The 16022-nt window shown below is 38.0% G+C and carries 7 protein-coding genes, 4 rRNA genes and 3 pseudogenes; all 14 read right to left on the bottom strand.

The window, feature by feature from the left end:
* Positions 1–9: 9 nt before the first annotated feature.
* Positions 10–1993 (bottom strand): annotated as a pseudogene (metG, locus tag ABLV95_RS14450) (methionine--tRNA ligase).
* Positions 1994–2322: 329 nt separating this feature from the next.
* Positions 2323–3166: pseudogene (gene rsmI / locus ABLV95_RS14445) on the bottom strand (16S rRNA (cytidine(1402)-2'-O)-methyltransferase).
* A gap of 3 nt (positions 3167–3169) precedes the next feature.
* Positions 3170–3418: a GIY-YIG nuclease family protein gene (locus tag ABLV95_RS14440; protein WP_002508731.1), complete on the bottom strand. Its 249-nt coding sequence runs from the start codon at positions 3416–3418 to the stop codon at positions 3170–3172.
* Entirely contained in the window at positions 3411–4136 is a 726-nt protein-coding gene (locus ABLV95_RS14435; RefSeq protein ID WP_460876762.1) for a tRNA1(Val) (adenine(37)-N6)-methyltransferase, read from the bottom strand. The genes ABLV95_RS14440 and ABLV95_RS14435 overlap by 8 nt, the downstream gene beginning before the upstream one ends.
* 121 nt (positions 4137–4257) lie before the next feature.
* Positions 4258–4599: a DNA replication initiation control protein YabA gene (gene yabA / locus ABLV95_RS14430; protein ID WP_427705504.1), complete on the bottom strand. Its 342-nt coding sequence runs from the start codon at positions 4597–4599 to the stop codon at positions 4258–4260.
* 15 nt (positions 4600–4614) lie between these two features.
* Positions 4615–5418, bottom strand: a complete 804-nt coding sequence (locus tag ABLV95_RS14425; RefSeq protein WP_069818268.1) for a PSP1 domain-containing protein — start codon at positions 5416–5418, stop codon at positions 4615–4617.
* A 2-nt stretch (positions 5419–5420) separates the two neighbouring features.
* Entirely contained in the window at positions 5421–6347 is a 927-nt protein-coding gene (locus tag ABLV95_RS14420; RefSeq protein ID WP_069818269.1) for a DNA polymerase III subunit delta' C-terminal domain-containing protein, read from the bottom strand.
* A gap of 135 nt (positions 6348–6482) precedes the next feature.
* Complete coding sequence (locus tag ABLV95_RS14415; protein WP_002508726.1) at positions 6483–6812, bottom strand: cyclic-di-AMP receptor; 330 nt, start codon at positions 6810–6812, stop codon at positions 6483–6485.
* 26 nt (positions 6813–6838) lie between these two features.
* Positions 6839–7456, bottom strand: a complete 618-nt coding sequence (gene tmk, locus ABLV95_RS14410) for a dTMP kinase (RefSeq protein WP_069818270.1) — start codon at positions 7454–7456, stop codon at positions 6839–6841.
* A 1-nt stretch (position 7457) separates the two neighbouring features.
* Positions 7458–8802 (bottom strand): annotated as a pseudogene (locus ABLV95_RS14405) (lysine decarboxylase).
* 365 nt (positions 8803–9167) lie between these two features.
* A 5S ribosomal RNA gene (gene rrf, locus ABLV95_RS14400) occupies positions 9168–9282 on the bottom strand.
* An 80-nt stretch (positions 9283–9362) separates the two neighbouring features.
* Positions 9363–12287 (bottom strand): 23S ribosomal RNA (locus tag ABLV95_RS14395).
* Positions 12288–12576: 289 nt separating this feature from the next.
* Positions 12577–14129: ribosomal RNA gene (locus ABLV95_RS14390) — 16S ribosomal RNA — on the bottom strand.
* A 1712-nt stretch (positions 14130–15841) separates the two neighbouring features.
* Positions 15842–15956, bottom strand: a 5S ribosomal RNA gene (gene rrf, locus ABLV95_RS14385).
* The 16S, 23S and 5S rRNA genes sit together here, the layout of an rRNA operon.
* Positions 15957–16022: the final 66 nt, after the last annotated feature.

Raw genomic sequence — 16022 nt, 5'->3', positions numbered from 1 at the left:
AATTTGTGATTACTTAATTATTGCACCATTTGGAATTGCGTTTGGTAAACTTACAAGTGTCAGTACGCCGTCTTTTTCAGCAGATAAAATCATACCTTCTGATTTTCTACCCATCAATTTAGCAGGTTTTAAATTTGTTACAACTGCAACTTTTTTACCTATAATATCTTCTGGTTGATAGTATTTTGCAATGCCTGAGACGATTTGACGTTGTTCGCTATCTAAATCGACTTGGATTTTCAATAATTTATCAGATTTTTTAACTTGTTCAAGCATCCGTAATCGTAGCGGCTTTAATTTCTACCTTATCAAAGTCTTTGATATCAATTTGTGGCTTACTAGGTACTTCTTCAGTTTCTTCTGAAACTTCTGCCGCTTTTTCTGGCTGCATAGATTGTTTAATATAATCAATTTCTGCATCACTATCTAAGCGTGGGAAGATAGGTTGTGGTTTATCAATAACAACAATTGGTGCAGTTAAAACACCATATTGTTTCACGCTATCAAATTCATATAATTCAGGTGAATTAATATTCAACTGTTCAAAAATTTGTTTTGGTGCATGCGTAAGGAATGGTCTTAATAACACTGCTATAATACGAATGTTTTCTACTAAATGCGCCATAACATTACTTAGCATGTCTTTTTGACTCTCATCTTTTGCTAATACCCACGGCGATGTTTCGTCAATATATTTATTAGTACGGCTGATTAACTTCCAAACCGTTGAAAGTGCTACTGAGAATTGTAAATCGTCCATATTCTCATGGAACGTCTTCACTGTGTCTATCGCCATTTGCTCCATATCTTCATCCAACTCATGTTTTGGACCTTGATATGTTGGTAATTCGCCATCGAAATACTTATTAACCATAGAAATCGTACGATTAACTAAATTACCTAAGTCATTCGCTAAATCATAATTTGTACGTTCAACGAAACCTTCAGGCGTAAAGACACCATCTGAACCAAATGGTAATTCACGCATTAAATAATAACGCGTAGCATCTAGTCCATAACGATCTATAAGTACATTAGGATCGACCACATTACCTTTAGATTTACTCATTTTGCCATCTTTCATAAGAATCCGACCATGAGCAAAGACTTTCTTAGGTAGTGGAACATCTAATGCCATCAACAAGATTGGCCAGATAATTGAATGGAAACGCACAATTTCCTTCGCCATGATATGAATATCTGCCGGCCAATATTTTTTGAATAAGCTATCATCATCTGATAAATAACCTAATGAAGAAATGTAGTTCACAAGCGCATCAATCCACACGTAAACAACGTGTTTAGGATTTGATTTCACATGGATGCCCCAATCGAATGATGTACGTGAAACTGCTAAATCTTCCAACCCTGGTTTGATGAAATTATTAATCATTTCATTTTTACGTGAAGGTGGTTGAATAAAATCAGGATTTTCATCGTAAAATTCTAATAAACGATCTGTATATTTAGATAAATTGAAGAAATAACTTTCCTCTTTAACTAATTCTACTTCGTGACCTGAGTCTGGACTTTTACCGCCAACGATTTCACCATTTTCAAATATCGGATCCACTAATTGCGTCTCCGTATAATAAGTTTCATCTGGTACAGAATACCAACCTTCATATTCACCAAGATAAATATCTTCTTGCTTTAATAAACGTTCAAAAATTTGTTGTACCACTTCTTTATGTCGTGCTTCTGTTGTACGAATAAAATCATCATTTGAGATTTCTAATTTATTCCATAAATCTTTAATGCCCGCTATCATTTCATCCAAATATTCTAATTCAGATTTTCCAGCTTTTTGTGCTTTTTCCTGTATTTTTTGACCATGTTCATCCGTACCTGTTAAATAACGAACATCATAGCCTTGCATTCTTTTATAACGTGCGATTACATCACCAGCTGTTGTTGTATATGCATGACCGATATGTAAATTCCCACTTGGATAATATATTGGTGTAGTGATATAAAATGTTTCTTTCGCCATCAATGTTCCTCCTCGTTTCCTACGCTTTAAATATATCTAAATTCATTTTTCCCTCAATGAAACAGATGTATGTTTTTTATTTCGTTTTCTAATTTAGCCACTTTTAAAATGATATGGATAGATTACTATTCACATCGGACTTTTCATGACTTAATTTTGCTAAAATTTTAATATGATTAATAATCTCTATCTTGTCTACATTACCATAAATCACGCGTGTTATGGGAGTTTTTCAACTCATTTCTCTTGATTAAACGTGATTTTATCCTGTAAAAGTTCTTCGTTTTATCTTAGAAACTTTATCCTAAGAATAATCCATCTGACTTAGATTAATTATTGGAAACCTCATGATAAATATCATAAACTTCGCCAGTCTTCATATGACGCATTTCAGCAACTTGTTTAATTGCAGATTTAGGTTTCATATTTTCATTTATATAGTAATCCACATGTGCTTGTATCGACATATCTTCAAACCATGACGTATCTTCTTCAGCTATCGCACCTTCAATGACTACAACAAATTCACCTTTAGTTGGAATTCGATTTTCATTAAGTCTGGTTTAGTAATTCTCCAACTTCTCCTGTGACAATTTGCTCAAACTTTTTAGTTAATTCTCTACCTAGTGAAACTTTTCTAGTTTCATCTACTTTTTGAATTGTTTTCAACGTCTCTTTCACACGATGTGGCGATTCATAAATAATTAGCGTACTATCTTCAAACATCCGCTGCTCTAAAATATCTAATTTCTGCTTTTCTTTTCGTGGTAAAAACCCTAAAAACGTATAAGTAAATGAGGGTAAGCCACTCGCCATCAGTGCCGTCAATCCAGCATTAGGACCTGGCACTGTTTCCACTCTAATTTCATTTGCTCTCGCCGCAACAACAAGTTCGTAACCCGGATCACTAATCAATGGTAAGCCCGCATCTGATACAAGCGCTATGCTAACATCCTGCCGCAGTTGTTCTATTAGGTAATCCGTTTGTTGTTCCTTATTGTGGTCATGATAGGATTTCAGGGGTGCTTGAACATCATAATGTGCACATAACTTTTTAGTCACTCTTGTATCTTCACAAGCAATCAAATCCACCGACCTTAAAATATCTACAGCTCTATATGTAATATCTGCTAAATTCCCTATGGGTGTTCCTACTAAATATAGTGTCGCCATTAGTTATCCCTCACTTATTAATACTAATTTTTGTTGCCTAGAATACGTTTTTATTTCATATTCTCGTTTTAAAGCTTCTGATTTCGTATCAAACATTTCTTGATAAACTAACTCTACTGGACGTCTTATTTTAGTATATTTGGCGCCTTGTCCCTTATTATGCTTTTCTACCCTTTTTTCTATATCTTTTGCATAACCAGTATATAAACTTCCATCTTTACACTTAACAATATATATATAATGTTTATCCATAATATATTTCTCTCATTTCTTTAGTATACGTTCCATCATTATTGTATATGTAAAATGGCGTTTGGATGTCTAGCCCTTGATTACCACCTTTTCTACCTTCAACAACAATTGTTTGCGCAACTTTGCCTTGCTTACTATAGATGAAATAAAGTTTCTTAGGTTCAATCTGGTATGCTCTCATATAGCTTAAGACATCCATAAGACGTTCTGCTCGATGTACCATCACAAAGCGTCCACCTTGTTTCAGTAAATGTCTTGTCGCAAAACAACAATCCTCTAATGTACACATAATCTCATGTCGTGCGATCTTATGTGCTTCTTTCTGATGTTGGAACGCTTGATTCTCTTTAAAGTACGGTGGATTACAAGTAATAAGACTATATTTCGCTGGATTAAACTGTTTGTGTGCCTCTTTCAAATCCATATGATGCATCTGAATTCTATTTTCTAGATGGTTATGTACGATACTGCGTTGTGCCATATCTACGAGTTGTTGTTGTATTTCAATTCCATCTATAGCCTGCTGTCCTTTATCAGAAAGTAATAAAGGTATCACGCCATTACCCGAACACAAATCCATGATTGTATCCTGTTTTTTTAATTTTGTGAAATGTGCAAGTAGTAAAGCATCTGTTGAAAAAGAAAACACATCATCATTTTGAATAATTTCTAGTTTTTCTTTAATTAAATAATCTAATCTTTCATTTTCCATATGCATATTCATTATATCCTCCAAAAAAAGGACGAGACTGCGATGCTTAATAACCAAGCCTATCGCTACATCTCATCCTCAATCACATTTCCTCCATATTGTTTTATAGGCAATTTTGTTCTTTCAATTATTCACTCAGCACTTCCAAACAAAATAAACAGTCGTCACCTTTTCTATGTTTGCCGAATAACTCACCATTACAAATATGAAAACCCTCTTTATAAAGCATCGCTAAATTATCTTTACTGCGAAGTGGTCGCTTATATTGTGCTTTATGACCACTTTCTATTTTTTTAGGTTTTTCTTCTTTATCTATTAAAGTTTTTAGATTTTCATTCTCTATTTGTAAGGCTACATTTTCTTCTATGAGTTCGACAGTAAGATTTTTCAAATTAACCATATCACCGTTGATTTGATTAATATTTTCTTCTAATTGTGCTAACTTTTCAAATATCTCGCTTCGATTCAATGTTGCAACGGCCTCCTAATTAAACGTTTCTAATTCTTCCATTTTATATTCTAGTGGTTGCTCTAGGCCTTCCACTTTAATTTGCATGGAAATGTCTAAAATATTTAACCCTATCACTTTACCGTTACCTTCTGGTGTTTCAATCGGATCACCAACATCAGGTAATTGTGCACGTGCTTCCTCATAATAATCATTTTCATACTTGAGACAACACATCAAACGTCCACATGCTCCCGAAATTTTAGTTGGATTTAAAGATAAGTTTTGGTCCTTAGCCATTTTTATAGATACTGGTTCAAAATCACCTAAAAATGTTGAACAACATAAAGAACGTCCACATGGTCCAATGCCACCCAATAATTTTGCTTCGTCTCTAACACCTATCTGTCTTAACTCAATACGTGTTTTCAACTTCTGTGCCAAGACTTTTACGAGTTTTCTAAAATCAACACGTTCATCTGAAGTAAAATTAAATATTACTTTTGATTTATCTAATGTGAATTCACAGTTAACCAAACGCATTTCTAATTGTTGTTGTTGAATCGTATCTTTACACAATTCCAAAGCTTCTTTTGCGGCTTGCTCATTTTGTTCATATCTAACTAAATCTTCTTCAGTTGCAATACGTACGATTTCTTTTAATGGTAGCGTTACATCTTGATCCGCAACATTTAATGGTTCGTATTTTACACGCCCCATCTCTAAGCCTCTTTTAGACTCTACTACCACCCAGTCTCCTACAGCTAAATTAAAGTGTTGAGGCGAATAATACTCCATTTTTCCTGACTTTTGAAAATCAATGCCTACTACATTTTGCATAACTAATTCACCCCTTTTATTACGATTTGCTCAAACACTAAAGTTGGATTCACATTTTGATTCAACTTTTTATGTGCTTCTGTTATTTGATCATACATCAAAATAATTTGATTATATGTTAGTTTTTTCGTATATTCTTGTACATCGACTTGTAAATCTTGATATATCATATCATCAGTCATCCCTACTTTAGCATGCATAACATCTTGAAAGAAACCATTAACTGCAGCTAATGTGACCATTTGTAACCTTCTGTTTTTAGCCTGTTTCAATAAATCTACAATAGCAATCAATGCCATAGGTCGATTTGTTAAAAGTAATTGGCACCATTTAATAATACTTTTACGTAGCGCCATTAAATCTGCTTCTTCATTTAGCGTAACTGCCGTTTCAATTTGCGTAGTATATGTACTTAGTAATTCAGCTACTGGACGCGAAATATCACGCTCTACTAATCTATTTATAAAATTAGCTTTATTAATAGGTTTAAAATAAACATGCTGACATCTCGAATGTATTGTGTCTAAGATTTGCTCGGGTTTCGTAGTTAATAAGATGGCGATGGTATTTTCAGGAGGTTCCTCTAAAAATTTCAAAATGCTATTTTCACCTTGAATTGTTAACTTTTCAAAGGATTCAATAATATATACTTTATAGTCACCTTCTATTGGTAATTGATTCATATGATGTAATAACTGTTCTATTTGATCTTTCTTTATTGTAGTCTCTTCAGAGGATATATACATAAAATCAGGATGATTAAATGTTTCTACCTTTAACTGACATTGATTGTCTTGATTACATAAAATAAGTTTCGTAAAATCAATAGCGACTTGTTGCATTGTCTGACCATCATCACCCTCAAATAAATAAGCATGTGACAATTTATTTGATTGATAGGCTTTCGTCAGTCTTTCTCGTTCATCCATTATAAAGTTACTCCTTTATATAAAAAGGCTGCTTATATATAGTTGCTCTACAAAAAACATTCTAAAGATCACCATAGGTAAATCTCTTTAGCTAAAATGTAATTTGAGAGGCTACTATATTAAGCAACCATGATTTTAGAATTGATGGAAAGTTTCAACAGGCATTACAAATACCGTTGCTCCTCCAACTTCTACTTCAACCGGATACGGTATATAAGAATCTGCACTACCACCCATCGGTGTAATAGGTGAGACAAGTTGCTCTCTGTTACCACAAGTATCATTGATAACTTTCAACATCTCATCCACGCGATCATCTTCAACACCAGATAAGAACGTAGTATTACCAGCTCTTAAAAATCCACCAGTGGTTGCAAGTTTTGTTGCTCTAAAATTATGCTTAACAAGTTTATCCGACAGTTCCTGACTATCCTGGTCTTGTACAATTGCTATAATCATTTTCATACTAAACACCTCTTCCAAATATTATATCACAATTTTTCTAAGTATTTGCTGATAGATTTATACGTCGCATTTACTACTTCTTCTAAACTTCGATTTGCATCAATCACAATAAAACGTTTAGACTCATTATGAATAATTTTCCTATAACCTTCAACTACTTTTTCGTGAAATATTACATCTTCTTGATCTAAGCGATTTTGATTTCGCTGATTTTTTTGTATACGGTCACGACCTACCTCCACGCTCACATCAAGGTAAATGGTTCTATCTGGATATAAACCATTGATAGCAAATTCATTAATAGATTTCACTTCTTCTATTCCTATACCCCGTGCATAACCTTGATAAGCTAATGAACTATCTATATAACGATCACATAATACTAACTTGCCCTCATCTAATGATGGTATAACTTTACCAACAAGATGTTCTCGCCTTGACGCCGCAAATAATAAGGCTTCAGTGCGCTCATCCATATCGTCACCTTCAAGTAATACTTCACGTATTTGCTCTCCAGTTTTAACACCACCAGGTTCTCTAGTAAGTACAACATCATACTCTGTTTCTAACCGTTCTGCCACTTGTTGAATGACTGTAGTTTTACCTGAACCTTCTGGGCCCTCAAAAGTTATAAAAGCTGACATTTTATTCATCCTTAATTTCTATTTTATAATTTTTAATTCCTTCTACTCTTATATTATTATCATACCAATAATTCATTAATTTTATCATATTTTCTGTAATTTTTTCTCCTTTAAACATAACAGGGATGCCAGGAGGATATGGAACGATATTTGTTGCTAAAACTTTAGATTCAGCATGACTAATATTGATACTTTTTGTATCAACTATATCGCCCGCTTGGTATGTACCTTCTTCAGTTCTAAACGCGGACTGAGCAGGTGATTGTGTGTCTCTCTCTTCCAACTCAATCTGTCGTATTCTTTCTATTAATAAATCAAATGGATATGTATCTTCCTTATGCCATAAAGGCAAAACGAACAATACCTGATGTTCATCAGCAAGTTCAACGTAAATATCTTTAGTTTCAAAATGCTTTTGTAATTCAAAACCAGTATAACCATTACAACGTATATTCAATTTCAGTGGATCTTCAACTTTAACGATTTCAGCTCCAATTTCTTTTAACTCTTGAATTAATTGACCTCTTTTTTCAAAAAAGAGATGACTGTTATAATCTTTATAAAACTGATGCGCTAATTCCAAACTCGTCATTAATAGATAGGAAGGGCTTGAAGATTGAAAATAGGACAAATATTTAATAACCTTTTCCCGTCTCGGTGCATTCTTATGAATAAATATAATAGAACTCATTGTTAGTGCTTGGTAATGATTTATGATACGATTGCACTACGTAATCCGCACCCATATTTAAAGTGGAATTGGGAAAGCCTTCTAAATCAAAATGAGCACCATGTGCTTCATCTATCAATACAGGTATATTGTGCTCTTTTAGACCTTTGATAGCAATAGATACATCAAAACACTCACCATAATAATTAGGATATGTAAGAATTGCTAATTTAGTTTGTTCTATTTGAGAAAAAAATGCATCCAAATTCGGACCTAAATATTGGTTCGTTTTTTCACTCATTTTCATTTCCAATAATTGACACTGCTCTGATGTTAAATCCAAAGCATGAAATACAGATTTATGTGCATTCCGAACTATGGAATAATGCCCCTCTTGTCCTGAAAATCCTTGGATTACTGATAAAATCCCAGACGTAGTCCCATTGACTAAATAATATGCATCATAGTCAGGATGTTTCTCTAAACCTTCCATACTTTGTGCTATCACTTCATCAGGGTGATGTAAATCATCTAATTCTGTAATCTCAGTCATATCCATTTTAAAATTTAATTGTTCTAAATAACCGATTGTCATATTTTTATGCCCAGGTACATGCATCGAAATCGGATTTCTATTTAATATATCATTAAGTTTATTAGTTAATGGTAATTTCATATGTATCCTCGCTTTTCAAACAATAATTCCAACTCCTATAGTTCATTATATTTTAACATATAGAGAGTGGAATATGTGTTTGTCCCTACCTCTAATCCTAAATGTACTGCATATAAAAAACTTTGTCTTTAATCAAGCTTCACTAATTTTTCACTCAAAAAAAGACACTTACTCACTTACCGCTTGTAAGCTCGTCGCGTCTTTCGCTGAGTTCGTCAGCTTCTAAAGAACTACTTCCCAATCTCATTGGGATTAGTAGTTCTTACACATGAGCTTCAGCTTATGTGTTCATATTTTAAACCAGTTGTTTTTGGTAGTTAAGCTCTTTTTCTCCATAAAAAAAAGACCCTTTCGGGTCCTTAATTGCCTGGCAACGTCCTACTCTTGCGGAACGTAAGTCCGACTACCATCGGCGCTAAGGAGCTTAACTACTGTGTTCGGCATGGGAACAGGTGTGACCTCCTTGCCATTGTCACCAGACAATGAACTGTATAAAAATTATACATTCAAAACTAGATAGTAAGTAAAATTTGATAATGCCAAACAAAACACTTTTAAATTTGATTAAGTCTTCGATCGATTAGTATTCGTCAGCTCCACATATCGCTATGCTTCCACCTCGAACCTATTAACCTCATCATCTTTGAGGGATCTTATAACCGAAGTTGGGAAATCTCATCTTGAGGGGGGCTTCATGCTTAGATGCTTTCAGCACTTATCCCGTCCATACATAGCTACCCAGCGATGCCGTTGGCACGACAACTGGTACACCAGAGGTATGTCCATCCCGGTCCTCTCGTACTAAGGACAGCTCCTCTCAAATTTCCTGCGCCCACGACGGATAGGGACCGAACTGTCTCACGACGTTCTGAACCCAGCTCGCGTACCGCTTTAATGGGCGAACAGCCCAACCCTTGGGACCGACTACAGCCCCAGGATGCGATGAGCCGACATCGAGGTGCCAAACCTCCCCGTCGATGTGAACTCTTGGGGGAGATAAGCCTGTTATCCCCGGGGTAGCTTTTATCCGTTGAGCGATGGCCCTTCCATGCGGAACCACCGGATCACTAAGTCCGTCTTTCGACCCTGCTCGACTTGTAAGTCTCGCAGTCAAGCTTCCTTATGCCTTTACACTCTATGAATGATTTCCAACCATTCTGAGGAAACCTTTGAGCGCCTCCGTTACTCTTTAGGAGGCGACCGCCCCAGTCAAACTGTCCATCTGACACTGTCTCCCACCATGATAAATGGTGCGGGTTAGAAATCCAACACAGCAAGGGTAGTATCCCACCAACGCCTCGACGTAAGCTGGCGCTCACGTTTCAAAGGCTCCTACCTATCCTGTACAAGTTGTACCGAATTTCAATATCAGACTACAGTAAAGCTCCACGGGGTCTTTCCGTCCTGTCGCGGGTAACCTGCATCTTCACAGGTACTATGATTTCACCGAGTCTCTCGTTGAGACAGTGCCCAAATCGTTACGCCTTTCGTGCGGGTCGGAACTTACCCGACAAGGAATTTCGCTACCTTAGGACCGTTATAGTTACGGCCGCCGTTTACTGGGGCTTCGATTCGTAGCTTCGCCGAAGCTAACCACTCCTCTTAACCTTCCGACGACCGGGCAGGCGTCAGCCCCTATACATCACCTTACGGTTTAGCAGAGACCTGTGTTTTTGATAAACAGTCGCTTGGGCCTATTCACTGCGGCTCTCCTGGGCGTTAACCCTAAAGAGCACCCCTTCTCCCGAAGTTACGGGGTCATTTTGCCGAGTTCCTTAACGAGAGTTCGCTCGCTCACCTTAGAATTCTCATCTTGACTACCTGTGTCGGTTTGCGGTACGGGCACCAAAATTCTAGCTAGAGGCTTTTCTTGGCAGTGTGAAATCAACGACTCGAGGAAACAATTTCCTCTCCCCATCACAACTTGACCTTAAGAGTGCCGGATTTGCCTAACACTCAGTCTCATTGCTTGGACGTACAATCCAATAGTACGCTTCGCCTATCCTACTGCGTCCCCCCATCGCTTAAAACGAAATTTGGTGGTACAGGAATATCAACCTGTTATCCATCGCCTACGCCTATCGGCCTCAGCTTAGGACCCGACTAACCCAGAGCGGACGAGCCTTCCTCTGGAAACCTTAGTCAATCGGTGGACGGGATTCTCACCCGTCTTTCGCTACTCACACCGGCATTCTCACTTCTAAGCGCTCCACATGTCCTTGCGATCATGCTTCAACGCCCTTAGAACGCTCTCCTACCACTGTCCTTACGGACAATCCACAGCTTCGGTAATATGTTTAGCCCCGGTACATTTTCGGCGCAGTGTCACTCGACTAGTGAGCTATTACGCACTCTTTAAATGATGGCTGCTTCTAAGCCAACATACTAGTTGTCTGGGCAACGCCACATCCTTTTCCACTTAACATATATTTTGGGACCTTAGCTGGTGGTCTGGGCTGTTTCCCTTTCGAACACGGACCTTATCACCCGCGTTCTAACTCCTAAGATAAAATTGATTGGCATTCGGAGTTTGTCTGAATTCGGTAACCCGATAAGGGCCCCTCGTCCAAACAGTGCTCTACCTCCAATAATCATTACTTAAGGCTAGCCCTAAAGCTATTTCGGAGAGAACCAGCTATCTCCAGGTTCGATTGGAATTTCTCCGCTACCCACAACTCATCCGCTCACTTTTCAACGTAAGTCGGTTCGGCCCTCCATTCAGTGTTACCTGAACTTCAGCCTGGTCATGGGTAGATCACCTGGTTTCGGGTCTACGACCAAATACTCAACGCCCTATTCAGACTCGCTTTCGCTACGGCTCCACATTAACTGCTTAACCTTGCATCAAATCGTAACTCGCCGGTTCATTCTACAAAAGGCACGCCATCACCCATTAACGGGCTCTGACTACTTGTAAGCACACGGTTTCAAGTTCTATTTCACTCCCCTTCCGGGGTACTTTTCACCTTTCCCTCACGGTACTGGTTCACTATCGGTCACTAGAGAGTATTTAGCCTTGGGAGATGGTCCTCCCGGATTCCGACGGAATTTCTCGTGTTCCGTCGTACTCAGGATCCACTCAAGAGTGAACAAACTTTCGACTACAGGATTATTACCTTCTTTGATTCATCTTTCCAGATGATTCGTCTAATTTGTTCTTTTGTAACTCCGTATAGAGTGTCCTACAACCCCAACAAGCAAGCTCGTTGGTTTGGGCTCTTCCCGTTTCGCTCGCCGCTACTCAGGGAATCGATTTTTCTTTCTCTTCCTGCGGGTACTAAGATGTTTCAGTTCCCCGCGTCTGCCTTCAGATATGCTATGTATTCACATATCGATAACACGACATAACTCGTGTTGGGTTTCCCCATTCGGAAATCTCTGGATCAAAGCTTACTTACAGCTCCCCAAAGCATATCGTCGTTAGTAACGTCCTTCGTAGGCTTCTAGTGCCAAGGCATCCACCGTGCGCCCTTAATAACTTAATCTTTTCGACTTTCAACACGAAAAAAATCGGTTGAAAACCTAAAATGTTATTAATCTGTGAGTGTTCTTTCGAACACTAGCGATTATTTCTATTTTTTTGAATTCAAGCTTTTTAAAACTCTAATTCACTCGGTTTTGCTTGGTAAAATCATAAATTTTACTTACATATCTAGTTTTCAATGTACAAAATAACGCAATGAATACTCGTAATGAGCATTCAAAACTGAATGCAATATGTCAATGTCATTCCTCTTCATCTTCTCAAGGAAGATGTTCCGAATATATCCTTAGAAAGGAGGTGATCCGACCGCACCTTCCGATACGGCTACCTTGTTACGACTTCACCCCAATCATTTGTCCCACCTTCGACGGCTAGCTCCATAAATGGTTACTCCACCGGCTTCGGGTGTTACAAACTCTCGTGGTGTGACGGGCGGTGTGTACAAGACCCGGGAACGTATTCACCGTAGCATGCTGATCTACGATTACTAGCGATTCCAGCTTCATGTAGTCGAGTTGCAGACTACAATCCGAACTGAGAACAACTTTATGGGATTTGCATGACCTCGCGGTTTAGCTGCCCTTTGTATTGTCCATTGTAGCACGTGTGTAGCCCAAATCATAAGGGGCATGATGATTTGACGTCATCCCCACCTTCCTCCGGTTTGTCACCGGCAGTCAACCTAGAGTGCCCAACTAAATGCTGGCAACTAAGTTTAAGGGTTGCGCTCGTTGCGGGACTTAACCCAACATCTCACGACACGAGCTGACGACAACCATGCACCACCTGTCACTTTGTCCCCCGAAGGGGAAGGCTCTATCTCTAGAGTTTTCAAAGGATGTCAAGATTTGGTAAGGTTCTTCGCGTTGCTTCGAATTAAACCACATGCTCCACCGCTTGTGCGGGTCCCCGTCAATTCCTTTGAGTTTCAACCTTGCGGTCGTACTCCCCAGGCGGAGTGCTTAATGCGTTAGCCGCAGCACTAAGGGGCGGAAACCCCCTAACACTTAGCACTCATCGTTTACGGCGTGGACTACCAGGGTATCTAATCCTGTTTGATCCCCACGCTTTCGCACATCAGCGTCAGTTACAGACCAGAAAGTCGCCTTCGCCACTGGTGTTCCTCCATATCTCTGCGCATTTCACCGCTACACATGGAATTCCACTTTCCTCTTCTGTACTCAAGTTTCCCAGTTTCCAATGACCCTCCACGGTTGAGCCGTGGGCTTTCACATCAGACTTAAGAAACCGCCTACGCGCGCTTTACGCCCAATAATTCCGGATAACGCTTGCCACCTACGTATTACCGCGGCTGCTGGCACGTAGTTAGCCGTGGCTTTCTGATTAGGTACCGTCAAGATGCGCACAGTTACTTACGCATTTGTTCTTCCCTAATAACAGAGTTTTACGATCCGAAAACCTTCATCACTCACGCGGCGTTGCTCCGTCAGACTTTCGTCCATTGCGGAAGATTCCCTACTGCTGCCTCCCGTAGGAGTCTGGACCGTGTCTCAGTTCCAGTGTGGCCGATCACCCTCTCAGGTCGGCTACGTATCGTTGCCTTGGTAAGCCGTTACCTTACCAACTAGCTAATACGGCGCGGGTCCATCTATAAGTGATAGCAAAACCATCTTTTACTTTAGAACCATGCGGTTCCAAATGTTATCCGGCATTAGCTCCGGTTTCCCGAAGTTATTCCAGTCTTATAGGTAGGTTACCCACGTGTTACTCACCCGTCCGCCGCTAACTTCAAAGGAGCAAGCTCCTTATCCGTTCGCTCGACTTGCATGTATTAGGCACGCCGCCGGCGTTCATCCTGAGCCAGGATCAAACTCTCCATAAATGAATTATGATGTTTGATTAGCTCATAAAATACTAATTTGTGTGTTATCTCTAACACGTTTGAACCAACAATTTAATGTTGCGTTCGGAATTAACGTTGACATATTGCAATTCAGTTTTCAATGTTCATTTCTTAATCACAAGACTTAATTTTACAGGTTATGACTCAGAAAGTCAAGAACTTTTTAAAATTAATTTTCGTTGTGTTTCGTATTTCTTTTTGTGTTTGTCGTGTTGTTTAGCTCGACTAGTAATACTATACACGCATAAAAAGCTTTTAACAACAGTAAAATTTACACTATCGCTACAAAACTTACATTTATTAAACAAATCTAATTCATTAAGACTATATTATAGTCGAATCTCTAGTAACTACAGCTTTTTCAATGTAATAAATCCAAATACAAGGAAGGCTAATCCCTTTCTAAAATAACTATATATCACTCTATTTGGAAGATTATTCACTATTTTATTTCTCGTTGCTCACTATGTTTTTTTAAACTTTTTCTCTATTCATAATTTATATAATCTAATTCTTCCAAATAATAAAAGTGAAAATCTCGAAAATATTGCTCTAATTATTCTTCCAATAATTTTTATCTTTTAAAACATACTTAAAAATTTATAGATCAAGTAAAAAACAACCTATGTCTTTAATCTTATGAATATCAGAACTATTAAATAAATTTATATTAACACATTGAAAACTCACAAATGGAAATTCCATACATAAAAGAGATGATACTCTAATTCTTATATCAGTTGAAAAGTTATATATTGATAAGCCTTTTGGATAATATAAGCGAAAAAAATTTTTACTCTATGCAGTAGTAAATTAAGTGAATACTAAATGTTAACTAGAACTCTAGAATACTTTATTTACCTAACCCAAAAATAAATCACATTTAATATGGCCTTCAACTCTTATATTCCTATAAACTACCACTTTTTAATTTATAAAGAACCACTTTTTCGCTTGCGAAATTAGTAGTTCTTATACAAGAGCACCAGACTCTTGTAATCCTTAAATTATTCTCATATCTCTTAGGATGAGATTCACACTATTTTTCCACAAAAAAGAGACCTCTCAGTCTCGACTCCTCGTATCCTATAACACTGGCTGTAAAAACTTCTACTTCTCAATTTATTGAGGTTAGTAGTCCTTACACATGATCTCAGCTTATGTGTTCATGTTTTAAATCAAAATTTCAGTTCTTCGATAAAGACTGCCCCTCAGTTTATAGAGGTTAGTAATACTTATGCAATCGCTTCACTCTTGTAACCCTGGTAGTTAAGCTCTTTTTATCCATAAAAAAAAGACCCTTTCGGGTCCTTAATTGCCTGTAAAGTGCTCCTTATTCTAATAATTAGAGTTTAGGAGCACTTATACAAAAGACTTGTCTTTTGTATCCCTCTTACCCTACTCTTGCGGAACGTAAATCAGCTACCATCGGCGCTAAGGAGCTTTCCTGATATAAGCCAAGCGCTCGCATCTTTTCTCACTTGCGCTCTTTCCTTACTCACTTACCGCTTTTAAGCTCGTCGCGTCTTTCGCTGAGTTCGTCAGCTTCTAAAGAACTACTTCCCAATCTCATTGGGATTAGTAGTTCTTACACATGAGCTTCAGCTTATGTGCTCATATTTTAAACCAGTTGTTTTTGGTAGTTAAGCTCTTTTTCTCCATAAAAAAAAGACCCTTTCGGGTCCTTAATTGCCTGGCAACGTCCTACTCTTGCGGAACGTAAGTCCGACTACCATCGGCGCTAAGGAGCTTAACTACTGTGTTCGGCATGGGAACAGGTGTGACCTCCTTGCCATTGTCACCAGACAATGAACTGTATAAAAATTATACATTCAAAACTAGATAGTAAGTAAAATTTGATAATGCCAAACA

It is taken from the genome of Staphylococcus sp. Mo2-1, assembly GCF_046721385.1.
GTDB classification, from domain to species: domain Bacteria; phylum Bacillota; class Bacilli; order Staphylococcales; family Staphylococcaceae; genus Staphylococcus; species Staphylococcus equorum_A.
The sequence above is the reverse complement of the archived record's forward strand: the minus strand, read 5'-3'. Positions and strand labels throughout refer to the sequence as shown.